12 protein-coding genes and 1 other RNA gene are annotated in these 13,047 nt (G+C 55.6%); 4 read left to right on the forward strand and 9 right to left on the reverse strand.

The genetic code is table 11. The features are described 5' to 3' along the window. The first annotated feature begins 93 nt into the window (after positions 1-93). The 3 genes from zapA to DBY73_RS03395 all read left to right on the forward strand — a co-directional run bounded on the left by zapA (position 94) and on the right by DBY73_RS03395 (position 1,269). Complete coding sequence (gene zapA / locus DBY73_RS03385; RefSeq protein WP_006178390.1) at positions 94-423, forward strand: cell division protein ZapA; 330 nt, start codon at positions 94-96, stop codon at positions 421-423. 41 nt (positions 424-464) lie between these two features. Further along, positions 465-648, forward strand: a non-coding RNA gene (ssrS, locus tag DBY73_RS03390) — 6S RNA. Between the two features lie 24 nt (positions 649-672). Then, complete coding sequence (locus DBY73_RS03395; protein ID WP_112009802.1) at positions 673-1,269, forward strand: 5-formyltetrahydrofolate cyclo-ligase; 597 nt, start codon at positions 673-675, stop codon at positions 1,267-1,269. A 105-nt stretch (positions 1,270-1,374) separates the two neighbouring features. Here the strand turns inward: DBY73_RS03395 and serA are convergent, their stop codons facing one another. Together serA and rpiA are read right to left on the reverse strand one after the other, a co-directional pair. Then, positions 1,375-2,607 (reverse strand): phosphoglycerate dehydrogenase, encoded by a 1,233-nt coding sequence (gene serA, locus DBY73_RS03400; RefSeq protein ID WP_112009803.1) that lies wholly within the window; start codon positions 2,605-2,607, stop codon positions 1,375-1,377. A 268-nt stretch (positions 2,608-2,875) separates the two neighbouring features. Further along, entirely contained in the window at positions 2,876-3,535 is a 660-nt protein-coding gene (gene rpiA, locus DBY73_RS03410) for a ribose-5-phosphate isomerase RpiA (protein WP_047355196.1), read from the reverse strand. 127 nt (positions 3,536-3,662) lie between these two features. On the opposite strand from rpiA, the gene argP reads away from it, so the two are divergent. Next, entirely contained in the window at positions 3,663-4,556 is an 894-nt protein-coding gene (gene argP, locus DBY73_RS03415) for a DNA-binding transcriptional regulator ArgP (protein ID WP_112009805.1), read from the forward strand. A 48-nt stretch (positions 4,557-4,604) separates the two neighbouring features. Here argP and DBY73_RS03420 read toward each other — a convergent pair whose 3' ends face one another. From DBY73_RS03420 to tkt, 7 genes are all read right to left on the reverse strand, one after another. Continuing rightward, positions 4,605-5,345, reverse strand: a complete 741-nt coding sequence (locus tag DBY73_RS03420; RefSeq protein WP_112009806.1) for an oxidative stress defense protein — start codon at positions 5,343-5,345, stop codon at positions 4,605-4,607. A gap of 91 nt (positions 5,346-5,436) precedes the next feature. Further along, complete coding sequence (gene argO, locus DBY73_RS03425) at positions 5,437-6,072, reverse strand: arginine exporter ArgO (protein ID WP_112009807.1); 636 nt, start codon at positions 6,070-6,072, stop codon at positions 5,437-5,439. Between the two features lie 148 nt (positions 6,073-6,220). After that, the gene (gene mscS / locus DBY73_RS03430; RefSeq protein ID WP_112009808.1) at positions 6,221-7,075 is read right to left on the reverse strand and encodes a small-conductance mechanosensitive channel MscS; all 855 of its coding nucleotides are present in this window, start codon (positions 7,073-7,075) and stop codon (positions 6,221-6,223) included. Positions 7,076-7,262: 187 nt separating this feature from the next. Beyond that, positions 7,263-8,342 (reverse strand): class II fructose-bisphosphate aldolase, encoded by a 1,080-nt coding sequence (fbaA, locus tag DBY73_RS03435; RefSeq protein WP_112009809.1) that lies wholly within the window; start codon positions 8,340-8,342, stop codon positions 7,263-7,265. Positions 8,343-8,434: 92 nt separating this feature from the next. Beyond that, positions 8,435-9,598, reverse strand: coding sequence for a phosphoglycerate kinase (gene pgk / locus DBY73_RS03440; protein WP_112009810.1), 1,164 nt, complete (start codon positions 9,596-9,598; stop codon positions 8,435-8,437). 52 nt (positions 9,599-9,650) lie between these two features. Beyond that, the gene (gene epd, locus DBY73_RS03445; RefSeq protein WP_112009811.1) at positions 9,651-10,670 is read right to left on the reverse strand and encodes an erythrose-4-phosphate dehydrogenase; all 1,020 of its coding nucleotides are present in this window, start codon (positions 10,668-10,670) and stop codon (positions 9,651-9,653) included. 355 nt (positions 10,671-11,025) lie between these two features. After that, positions 11,026-13,017, reverse strand: coding sequence for a transketolase (tkt, locus tag DBY73_RS03450; protein ID WP_112009812.1), 1,992 nt, complete (start codon positions 13,015-13,017; stop codon positions 11,026-11,028). Positions 13,018-13,047: the final 30 nt, after the last annotated feature.

A 13,047-nucleotide genomic window follows, 5' to 3' on the forward strand; every position in this document is an offset into this window, starting at 1 on the left:
TGTATCTTCACATCAGGGTAGCTATAGTGTCGCCCCTTCGCAGCCCCCGGGGCAGTAAGCGAAGGCCGCGCAGTCAATCAGCAGGAAGGTGGCATGTCTGCACAACCCGTCGATCTCCAGATTTTTGGCCGTTCACTGCGAGTGAATTGTCCGCCTGAACAAAGGGATGCCCTGAATCAGGCTGCGGACGATTTGAATCAGCGGTTGCAAGATCTAAAAGAACGCACTAGAGTCACAAATACTGAGCAGCTGGTTTTCATCGCCGCGTTGAACATCAGCTATGAACTGACTCAGGAAAAAACGAAGACCCGCGACTACGCGGCAAGCATGGAGCAGCGCATTAAAATGCTCCAGCAGACCATTGAACAGGCGTTGCTTGATCAAGGTCGCAATCCCGAAAGACCGGGACCAAAGTTTGAATAACACTTCGCAGTTGTCTATGGTAGAGTAACTGTGAAGACAAAATTTCTCTGAGATGTTTGCAAGCGGGCCAGTCCCCTGAGCCGATATTTCATACCACAAGAATGTGGCGCTCCATGGTTGGTGAGCATGCTCGGTTCGTCCGAGAAGCCTTAAAACTATGACGACACATTCACCTTGAACCAAGGGTTCAAGGGTTACAGCCTGCGGCGGCATCTCGGAGATTCCCCTCTTTCTTCTCTACCAACGACCATGACTCAACTCCCGGAAGTTTCTCCCTCACGCCAGGAAATTCGCCAGCTTATTCGTCAGCGCCGTCGCGCGTTAACCGCGGAACAGCAAACCCAATTTGCCCAACAGGCCGCCGCCCGCATGATGGCGTATCCGCCCGTTGTGATGGCCCATACGGTTGCCCTCTTTCTCTCCTTTGACGGCGAACTGGACACCCAGCCGCTTATCGAGCAGCTGTGGCGGGCGGGGAAAAAAGTCTGTCTTCCCGTATTGCATCCGTTTAGCGCGGGGAATTTGCTGTTTCTGCACTACCACCCGCACAGCGAGCTGGTGGTGAATCGTCTTAAAATCACCGAGCCGAAGCTCGACGTGCGCGACGTACTGCCGCTTTGCGAACTGGACGTGCTGATTACGCCGCTGGTGGCGTTTGACGAGCAGGGCCAGCGCCTGGGAATGGGCGGGGGTTTCTATGACCGAACGCTGCAAAACTGGCAGCAGTATGGGTTACATCCGGTAGGTTACGCGCACGATTGTCAGGGCGTGGAGGCGTTACCGGTTGAGGAGTGGGATGTGCCGCTGCCTGCGGTAGTGACGCCATCGACGTTGTGGGAGTGGTGAAACAGGCGTGCAGCCTGATGCCCTCACCCTGCCCTCTCGCATAGGAAAAGGGAGAAACATACAAAACGGTAACTATTGTTACCGTTTTGCATTTACCTCGCACTATCAGTAAAGCAGACGCGCGCGGATCGTTCCCGGAATCGCCTTCATGCTCTGCAGCGCCTTCTCGGCGACATCCTCATCCGCTTCGATATCGATCACCACGTAGCCCATCTGGGCGTTGGTTTGCAGATACTGCGCGGCAATGTTCACGCTCTGCTCGGCAAAGATCTGGTTGATGGCGGTCAGCACGCCCGGGCGGTTTTCGTGGATGTGCAGCAGACGACGCCCGCCGTGCAGCGGCAGCGAAACCTCCGGGAAGTTCACCGCGGAGAGCGTAGACCCGTTATCCGAGTATTTGCTCAGCTTGCCCGCCACTTCCAGCCCGATGTTCTCCTGCGCTTCCTGCGTCGAGCCGCCGATGTGCGGCGTCAGGATCACGTTATCAAACTCGCACAGCGGAGAGGTAAACGGATCGCTGTTGGTTGCGGGCTCCGTCGGGAAGACGTCGATAGCCGCGCCGGCCAGATGCTTGCGCTTCAGCGCGTCGCACAGGGCAGGAATATCGACAACCGTCCCGCGCGCGGCGTTGATTAGCAGCGATCCCGGCTTCATAAGGGCAAGCTCTTCGGCCCCCATCATGTTTTTGGTGGACACGTTCTCCGGCACGTGCAGGCTCACCACGTCGCTCATGTTCAGGAGATCGGAAAGATGCTGAACCTGCGTGGCGTTCCCCAGCGGCAGCTTGCTTTCAATATCGTAGAAGAAGACGTGCATTCCCAGCGATTCAGCCAGAATGCCCAGCTGCGTGCCGATATGGCCGTAGCCGATGATCCCAAGCTTCTTGCCGCGCGCTTCGAATGAACCGGACGCCAGCTTGTTCCACACGCCGCGGTGCGCTTTGGCGTTGGCTTCAGGAATGCCGCGCAGCAGCAGCAGCAGTTCACCAATCACCAATTCCGCCACGGAACGGGTGTTTGAGAACGGGGCGTTGAAGACGGGAATACCGCGTTTGGCGGCAGCATTCAGGTCAACCTGGTTGGTGCCGATGCAGAAACAGCCGATAGCCACCAGCTTTTCCGCCGCGGCAATGACCTCTTCAGTCAGATGAGTACGGGATCGCAGTCCGATAAAATGGGCATCACGGATGGACGCTTTCAGCTCTTCGGTATCCAGCGCCCCTTTGTGAAATTCGATGTTGGTGTAACCTGCCGCGCGAAGGCTATCAATCGCTTTCTGATGCACGCCTTCTACTAGCAGGAATTTAATCTTGTCTTTCTCCAGTGATACCTTTGCCATTTACCCGACCCTGTTTTTTTATCTGAACTGATGTTGTGCTGGATTGAAATCCGCTCTAGCCAACATATCAAAAAAAACTATTGCAGCAATATGAACGTTTGCGTCGGCACTCTGAAGAAAAGTCATACAGGGCAAAATGACAGAGGAAAATGCTGTGGAAATTTACGAAAGCGGCAGGATCGGCAAAGCAGGCGTAAAAACGTGACACAAGTCACCGAATTTGGCGGTTCAAAATTTTTTTAGCGGGAGGAGGGCTCCCCCCGTCAGATCATTTTACGATGGTTTTAACGCCGTCGGCCGTGCCGATCAGCGCCACGTCCGCGCCGCGGTTGGCGAATAACCCCACGGTCACGACGCCTGGAATGCCGTTGATCGCATTTTCCAGCGCGACCGCGTCCAGAATCTCAAGGCCGTGAACGTCGAGGATCACGTTACCGTTGTCCGTCACTACGCCCTGGCGGTATTCCGGACGTCCGCCCAGCTTCACCAGCTGGCGGGCAACCGCGCTGCGCGCCATGGGGATCACTTCGACCGGCAGCGGGAAGTTCCCCAGAATGTCGACCTGCTTGGAGGCGTCAGCGATGCAGATAAATTTGTCTGCAACGGAAGCGATGATCTTTTCACGCGTCAGCGCCGCGCCGCCGCCCTTGATCATCTGCATGTGGCCGTTGATCTCGTCCGCGCCATCAACGTAAATGCCAAGACGGTCAACTTCGTTCAGATCGAAAACGGTAATACCAAGGCTTTTCAGCTTTTCCGTGGAAGCATCAGAGCTGGAAACCGCACCCTCAATTTGCCCCTTCATCGTGCCCAGGGCATCGATAAAGTGCGCCGCCGTCGACCCGGTGCCAACACCGACAATCGTTCCCGGCTGCACGTACTGGAGAGCGGCCCATCCTACTGCTTTTTTCAGTTCATCCTGCGTCATGATCGTTCTGCCTGTGGTGTGAAAACTCAGGGCGCATTATAGAACACCGGGGGTGGATTTCGTCTGTCACGAAGGGAAAATTGTGTCATAGTGCAGAATAAGTAAATTTCAGGAGTATTGACCCGCAATGAAACGTCCGGATTACAGAACATTACAGGCCCTTGATGCCGTTATTCGCGAACGCGGTTTTGAACGCGCGGCGCAGAAGCTGTGCATCACCCAATCCGCCGTATCACAGCGTATTAAGCAACTGGAAAACATGTTTGGGCAGCCGCTTCTGGTTCGCACCGTTCCGCCTCGCCCAACGGAGCAGGGCCAAAAGCTTCTCGCTCTGCTGCGCCAGGTTGAACTGCTTGAAGATGAATGGCTCGGCGATGAGCAAACCGGCTCCACGCCGCTGCTGCTGTCGCTGGCGGTGAACGCCGACAGCCTGGCAACCTGGCTGCTGCCCGCGCTTGCGCCGGTGCTGGTCGACTCCCCTATTCGCCTGAACCTGCAGGTTGAAGACGAAACCCGCACCCAGGAGCGCCTGCGCCGGGGGGAAGTGGTTGGAGCGGTGAGTATTCAGCCGCAGGCGCTGCCAAGCTGCCTGGTGGATCAGCTGGGCGCGCTGGACTATCTCTTCGTCGGCTCAAAGGCCTTTGCCGAACGCTACTTCCCGAACGGCGTAACCCGCGCCGCGCTGCTGAAAGCCCCTGCCGTGGCGTTTGACCATCTTGACGATATGCATCAGGCTTTCCTGCAGCAAAACTTCGACCTGCCGCCGGGCAGCGTGCCGTGCCACATCGTTAACTCCTCAGAAGCATTCGTGCAGCTTGCGCGCCAGGGCACTACCTGCTGCATGATCCCGCATCTGCAGATTGAGAAAGAGTTGAAAAGCGGCGAGCTGATTGACTTAACGCCTGGGCTTTACCAGCGCCGGATGCTGTACTGGCACCGCTTTGCGCCGGAAAGCCGCATGATGCGCAACGTTACCGACGCGCTGCTGGCATTTGGTCACAAGGTGTTGAGGCAGGATTAATCGCTTGAATTCCCTCTCCCTGTGGGAGAGGGTTAGTGTGAGGGCAAATTACTGCGCCTTAGCCGCCTCAGTTTGCTGAGTTTGAGTTGGCTCCAGCTGGAACACCACGTCAACCTGGTCGTCGAACTGAATGGTTGGCTGCTCGTAAGTTTCCTGAGCGGATACCGGCGCCGCGTCGGCCTTCATCATGCGAACCATCGGGCTTGGCTGGTAGTTAGAGACGTGGTAACGCACGCTGTAAACCGGGCCGAGCTTGCTCTTAAAGCCGGATGCCAGCTGTTCTGCCTGGTGAATAGCGTCGTTAATCGCCGCTTTACGCGCTTCGTCTTTGTATTTCTCCGGTTGCGCAACGCCCAGCGAGACGGAACGAATTTCGTTCAGCCCTGCCTTCAGCGCCGCGTCCAGCAGCGAGTTCAGCTTATCGAGCTGGCGCAAGGTCACTTCAACGGTACGCACCGCGCGATAGCCTTTCAGAATGCTTTTACCGTTCTGGTAATCGTAATCCGGCTGGGTGCGCAGGTTCGCAGAGTTAATGTCTTTTTTCGCTACGCCGTTCTGCTCCAGGAAAGAGAGATATTGCGCAACGCGATCGTCAGCCTGCTTCTTCGCTGAGGCAGCATCTTTCGCGGCAACGTTAACTTCAATTGCCAGGGTTGCCACGTCCGGAACCGCATCCACGCTCGCCGTGCCTGAAGTGACAATGTGCGGGCCGTCAGGCAGTTCGCTCGCCTGAACCGACATTGCACCAAAACCGACTAATGCCGCCAGGGCCATCACTTTAAACTTCACTGTCATTCCTCCATGTTGCGAAGAGTGCCCACAAACAGGGCGCATGCCAGCAAGATTAGCGCGTCCTGCGCGGTTGTCCATCGGATAACGCTTAGTTGAACAATCCCTGAACATGCTGGACCCCGTCTTTGGCCAGCTGAAAAGCAATGAACCACATCACCAGCCCCACCAGCGTATTGATGATCCGCTGCGCTTTCGCGGTGCGCAGCCGCGGGGCCAGCCAGGCCGCCAGAATCGCCAGACCGAAAAACCACAGGAACGACGCGCTGACGGTGCCTAACGCAAACCAGCGTTTCGGCTCAACGTCCAGCTGCCCGCCCAGGCTCCCCAGCACCACAAACGTATCAAGATAAACGTGCGGATTAAGCCACGTGACCGCGAGCATAGTGACGATGATTTTCCAGCGCCCCTGCTTCATCACCTCGGCGTTTGCCAGCTCGAGGTTATTGCTCATCGCCGTTTTCAGCGCGCCGAAGCCGTACCAAAGCAGAAACGCGACGCCGCCCCAGGTGACGATCGCCAGCAGCCACGGAGACTGCATCAGCAGCGCGCTGCCGCCGAAAATGCCGGCGCAAATCAGCAGCAGATCGCTTACCGCGCACAGCAGCGCAATCATCAGGTGATACTGGCGGCGAATGCCCTGGTTCATCACGAACGCATTTTGCGGGCCAAGGGGAAGGATCATGGCTGCCCCTAAGGCAAGCCCTTGAAAGTAATAAGAGAACATGACGTAAGTCTCGCAGAATTGTCTTTGGAGCAGACTATACGTGGAGAATTACATTAGAGGAAATGGATAATATTAATCGGGGATTAGCAGGGCTTATGAAGAAAAAGCCCGGCGGCGCTGAGGCTTACCGGGCCTGTGCGAAAGCGAATTATTCGGCTACTTTCTCGCGCTTGAGATTAACGTCCATCTGCGGGTACGGGAAGCTGATGCCGTTGGCGTCAAAATCACGCTTGATGCGTTCCAGCACGTCCCAGTAAACGTTTTGCAAATCACTGCTTTTGCTCCAGATACGCACCACAAAGTTAATGGACGACGCGCCCAGTTCGTTAAGACGCACGGTCTGCTCGCGATCTTTCAGAATACGATCGTCAGAGGCAATGATATTGGCAATCAGGGATTTCACCTGATCGATGTCCGAATCATACGCCACGCTAATAATCAGCTCGTTACGACGCACCGGCTCGCGGGAGAAGTTAATGATGTTTCCGGCGATAATTTTGCCGTTAGGGATCACAACGATACGGCCGTCAACGGTGCGCATGGTGGTGGAGAAAATCTGCACCTGAAGCACGGTCCCGGCGATGCCGCCGAGGTCAACGTATTCACCGGAGCGGAACGGACGGAAGGTCACCAGCAGTACGCCAGCGGCGAGGTTCGAAAGTGAGCCCTGCAGCGCCAGGCCAATAGCCAGACCTGCCGCACCGAGTACCGCAATGACGGATGCCGTTTGCACGCCGACGCGACCAAGCGCCGCAATCAGGGTAAAGGCGATGATACCGTAGCGCACCAGCGCGGAGAGGAAGTCCGCGACCGTCGCGTCGATGTGTCGCGCGACCATAACCCGGTTAACGGTATTCGAGACGATGCGCGCCACGATCATACCGACGATGATAATCGCGATTGCCGCGACGATATTTACCGCATAACTCAGCAGCAGCGCCTGGTTGCGCACCAGCCAGGTCCCCGCATTGTTGATGCCATCTACTACACCGAGATCGTCCATTCATTTATCCTTATGCTAAATCAAACCACAAAAATCTATCCCTCATGGAGACGGGCAGGTTAGTAAAGGGTAAACAAAAAGAGCAAGTATTGCCAAACAGATCACAAAATCAGATGTTGCAGCATGTTGAAAAACCATAAAAAAAGGCCCGCATATGCGGGCCTTCTGATGCTGTCAGCAGCGCAAATTACAGAACGTCAACCGCGTTCAGCTCTTTGAATGCCTGCTCCAGACGAGTAATCATGGAAGACTGGGCAGCACGCAGCCATACGCGTGGATCGTAGTATTTCTTGTTCGGCTGGTCTTCGCCTTTCGGGTTGCCCAGCTGGCCCTGCAGGTAAGCTTCGTTGGTTTTGTAGTATTGCAGGATACCGTCCCAGGTTGCCCACTGGGTGTCGGTATCGATGTTCATTTTCACTACGCCGTAGCTTACGGAATCTTTGATTTCCTGAGCAGAAGAACCGGAACCGCCGTGGAAGACGAAGTTCAGGCTGTTGTGCGGCAGGTTGTGTTTCTTAGAAACGTATTCCTGAGAATCACGCAGGATGGTTGGGGTCAGAACCACGTTACCTGGCTTGTACACGCCGTGCACGTTACCGAAGGACGCCGCGATGGTGAAGCGTGGGCTGATTTTGCTCAGCTCGGTGTACGCGTAATCAACGTCTTCTGGCTGGGTGTACAGGGCAGAAGCGTCCATGTGGCTGTTGTCCACGCCGTCTTCTTCACCGCCGGTGCAGCCCAGTTCGATTTCCAGGGTCATGCCGATTTTGGCCATGCGCGCCAGGTACTTAGAGCAGATTTCGATGTTTTCGTGCAGTGACTCTTCAGACAGGTCGATCATGTGAGAAGAGAACAGTGGCTTACCGGTTGCCGCGAAGTGTTTTTCACCCGCGTCCAGCAGACCGTCGATCCACGGCAGCAGTTTCTTCGCGCAGTGGTCGGTGTGCAGGATAACTGGGACACCGTAGTGCTCTGCCATCTGGTGTACGTGGTGCGCACCAGAGATCGCGCCCAGGATTGCCGCGCCCTGTGGAACGTCAGTTTTCACGCCTTTACCCGCGATGAACGCCGCGCCGCCGTTAGAGAACTGAACGATAACCGGTGCTTTTACTTTTGCAGCGGTTTCCAGTACGGCGTTGATGGAGTCGGTACCCACGCAGTTAACTGCTGGCAGAGCGAAGTTGTTTTCTTTAGCTACCTGGAACACTTTCTGTACGTCATCACCAGTGATCACGCCAGGTTTTACGAAATCAAAAATTTTAGACATGTTGCTTAGTCCTGTATCTTCGGCCGTTAGAAAAGGTGCGAGCTCTTAAAAGCGCGCTGAAAATTGGGCAGGTTTCCCTGCCCTTGAATGGCTTACTTCTTAGCGCGCTCTTCGAGCATTGCTACTGCTGGCAGAACTTTGCCTTCCACGAATTCGAGGAATGCGCCGCCACCAGTGGAGATGTAGGAGATCTTGTCAGCAATACCGAACAGGTCGATAGCTGCCAGGGTGTCACCACCGCCTGCGATAGAGAACGCTTCGCTGTCTGCGATTGCGTTAGCAACGATTTCGGTGCCTTTACGGAAGTTAGGGAATTCAAACACGCCAACCGGGCCGTTCCACAGAATCGTTTTCGCGTTTTTCAGGATTTCAGCCAGTTTCTCTGCAGAAACGTCGCCCAGGTCCAGAATCTGCTCTTCATCTTTAATGTCGTTAACAGATTTCAGGGTCGCGGTTGCGGTTTCGGAGAACTCGGTCGCTACGCGAACGTCAGTCGGAACAGGAATATCGCAGGTGCTCAGCAGGCGTTTCGCTTCGTCAACCAGGTCTGCTTCGTACAGGGATTTACCGACGTTGTGGCCTTGAGCAGCAACGAAGGTGTTCGCGATACCACCGCCAACGATCAGCTGGTCAGCGATTTTAGACAGGGAATCCAGAACGGTCAGTTTGGTAGACACTTTAGAACCACCAACGATAGCGACCATTGGACGAGCAGGTTCTTTCAGGGCTTTGCCCAGCGCTTCCAGTTCGTCAGCCAGCAGTGGACCTGCACAGGCTACGTCGGCAAATTTACCGATACCGTGGGTGGAAGCCTGCGCGCGGTGTGCAGTACCGAAAGCATCCATTACGAACACATCGCACAGTGCCGCGTATTTTTTGGACAGAGTTTCGTCGTCTTTCTTCTCGCCTTTGTTGAAGCGAACGTTTTCCAGAACAACCAGCTCACCGGCAGCCACTTCAACGCCGTCCAGGTAATCTTTAACCAGACGAACCGGGTTAGACAGTTTGTCTTTCAGGTAATTAACAACCGGCAGCAGGGAGAACTCTTCGTTGTACTCACCTTCGGTTGGACGGCCCAGGTGGGAGGTTACCATCACTTTAGCACCCTGCTTCAGCGCCAGTTCAATGGTTGGCAGAGAAGCACGAATACGCGCGTCGCTGGTCACTTTGCCATCTTTAACCGGTACGTTCAGATCGGCACGGATGAAAACGCGTTTACCTGCCAGATCCAGATCGGTCATCTTAATTACAGACATGGTGAATCCTCTCGTTGATTCTTGATAAAGTCTTGAAGACGCACGCTGCGTCTTACCTGAAACCTTTCGCGGCCATTGCTAACGTAGTGTCAAGCATTCGGTTAGCAAAGCCCCATTCGTTATCACACCAGACCAGCGTCTTGATAAGGTGTGCACCACTCACGCGCGTTTGCGTGCCATCAACAATGGCGCTGTGCGGGTCGTGGTTAAAATCTACTGAGACCAACGGTAATTCCGTATAGTCAACTATACCATGAAATGCTCCCTGTGCCGCTTTTTGCAGCAACAGGTTGACTTCACAGGCTTTTACCGGTTTTTTCACGGTCACGCTCAGGTCGATTGCGGTGACGTTAATCGTGGGAACGCGCACGGCAATCGCTTCAAAGCGGTCGTTAAACTGCGGGAAAATACGGGTGATCCCCGCAGCGAGTTTGGTATCAACCGGAATGATGGACTGGCTCGCTGCGCGAGTGCGTCGCAGGTCCGGGTGATAGGCGTCGATCACCTGCTGATCGTGCATGGCGGAGTGGATCGTGGTTACGGTGCCGGACTCTATGCCATACGCATCGTCTAACAGTTTAATGACCGGAATAATGCAGTTGGTGGTGCAGGAAGCGTTAGAGACGATGCGGTGGTCAGCCTGAAGCTCAAGGTGGTTTACGCCGTAAACGACGGTGGCGTCGAGGTCGTTACTGCCGGGATGGGAGAACAGCACTTTTTTCGCCCCCGCGGTCAGATGCGCTTCACCGTGTTCGCGGGTGCCGTACACGCCGGTACAGTCAAGCACTACGTCTACGCCCAGCTCTCGCCACGGCAGCCCTTCTATGCTGGGCTCATGCAGCACGCGAATGACATCATCACCGACGAAAAGCAGGTCTCTTTCCTGGCGAACGTCCCAGGCAAAGCGCCCATGGCTGGTGTCATATTTCAACAAATGCGCCATGCCCGTAGCATCCGCCAGTTCATTGATTGCCACCACGGTGATTTCCGCACGACGCCCGGATTCATACAAAGCACGAACCACGTTGCGCCCGATGCGGCCGAAGCCATTAATCGCTACGCGTACGGTCATAGATCTCCTGCAACGCTTTCCCTGAGTGTGAGGTGGCTGAAAGAGTAATCCAGCGACGCCCGAAGGGGAATGCTGCCTGTCACAAACTGCGATTGATTGGTCATTTGTCGAACACATCATCGACTGAAACGCTTCAGCAAGAATAAGCGAATCGGTGAATAAAAGGAATGTCTGTCCAGACCAATAAGCCAGCTATATGACTTGCGTCACATTTTGGGTGGAATAAATTACAGTGCCGTTACAGGAACCAGGAATAGCAGATACAAAAAAGCCGGGTGGCGCTGACGCTTACCCGGCCTGCATTTTATGCCATTTGTAGGCCCGGTAGCGTCAGCGCCACCGGGCAAAACCGCAATTACAGCAGTTCTTTCGCCTTAGCGACAACGTTCTCTACGGTGAAGCCGAACTCTTCGAACAGCTGCTCTGCCGGAGCCGATTCACCGAAGGTGGTCATACCGACGATAGCGCCGTTCAGGCCCACGTATTTGAACCAGTAGTCAGCGATACCCGCTTCAACCGCCACGCGAGCGGAAACCGCTTTAGGCAGAACGGATTCACGGTAGGCTGCATCCTGCTTGTCGAACGCATCGGTAGACGGCATGGAGACCACGCGCGCCTTCACGCCTTCGGCAGTCAGTTTTTCCCATGCAGCCACGGCCAGCTCAACTTCAGAACCGGTAGCGATGAAGATCAGCTCTGGCTGACCTGCGCAGTCTTTCAGCACGTAGCCGCCGCGAGCGATGTTCGCCAGCTGCTCTGGAGTACGCTCCTGCTGCGCCAGGTTCTGGCGGGAGAGGATCAGCGCGGTTGGACCGTCGTGACGCTCAACGCCATATTTCCACGCTACCGCGGATTCCACCTGGTCACATGGACGCCAGGTAGACATGTTCGGGGTTACGCGCAGAGAAGCCACCTGCTCTACCGGCTGGTGGGTTGGACCATCTTCGCCCAGACCGATGGAGTCGTGGGTGTAGACCATCACCTGACGCTGCTTCATCAGCGCAGCCATACGCACGGCGTTACGCGCGTATTCAACGAACATCAGGAAGGTAGAGGTGTACGGCAGGAAACCGCCGTGCAGGGAGATACCGTTAGCAATGGCGGTCATACCAAATTCACGCACGCCGTAGTGGATATAGTTACCCGCGGTGTCTTCGTTGATTGGCTTAGAACCGGACCACAGGGTCAGGTTAGACGGCGCCAGGTCAGCTGAGCCGCCGAGGAATTCAGGCAGCAGAGGACCGAACGCTTCAATCGCATTCTGCGACGCTTTACGGCTGGCGATCTTAGACGGATTTGCCTGCAGTTTAGCGATGAACTCGTTCGCTTTCGCGTCGAAATCAGACGGCATTTCGCCCTTCATACGACGAGTAAATTCTGCCGCTTCCTGAGGGAACGCCTTCGCGTAGGCAGCGAACTTCTCGTTCCACGCAGACTCTTTCGCCTGGCCCACTTCTTTCGCATCCCACTGGGCGTAGATTTCAGAAGGGATTTCGAAAGCAGGATATTTCCAGCCCAGCGCTTCACGGGTCAGCGCAATTTCAGCGTCGCCCAGCGGCGCGCCGTGGGAGTCGTGCGTACCCGCTTTGTTCGGGGAACCGAAGCCAATGATGGTTTTGCACATCAGCAGGGACGGTTTGTCAGTGACTGCACGTGCTTCTTCTACCGCACGTTTAATCGAGTCAGCATCGTGGCCGTCAACGCCGCGCACAACGTGCCAGCCGTAGGCTTCAAAGCGAGCCGCGGTGTCGTCCGTAAACCAGCCTTCAACGTGGCCGTCGATGGAGATACCGTTGTCGTCGTAGAACGCGACCAGCTTGCCGAGCTTCAGGGTACCGGCCAGGGAGCACACTTCGTGAGAAATGCCTTCCATCATGCAGCCGTCGCCCATGAACGCGTAGGTGAAGTGGTCAACGATGTCGTGACCAGGACGGTTGAACTGTGCCGCAAGGGTCTTCTCGGCAATCGCCATACCGACTGCGTTAGCAATACCCTGACCCAGCGGGCCGGTGGTGGTTTCAACGCCCGCGGTGTAACCCACTTCCGGGTGACCTGGAGTTTTGGAGTGCAGCTGACGGAAGTTTTTCAGCTCGTCGATAGGCAGATCGTAGCCGGTGAGGTGCAGCAGGCTATAGATGAGCATAGAGCCGTGGCCGTTGGACAGCACGAAGCGGTCGCGGTCAGCCCATGCCGGGTTCTGCGGGTTGTGGTTCATGAAATCACGCCACAGGACTTCGGCGATATCAGCCATGCCCATAGGGGCGCCCGGGTGACCGGATTTGGCTTTTTGTACTGCGTCCATGCTCAGCGCACGAATAGCATTTGCAAGCTCTTTACGTGAGGACATTTTAACTCCAGATCGGACTGTTAAAGGCCA

The organism is Enterobacter sp. RIT418 (assembly GCF_003057745.1).
Taxonomy (GTDB): Bacteria; Pseudomonadota; Gammaproteobacteria; order Enterobacterales; family Enterobacteriaceae; genus Enterobacter.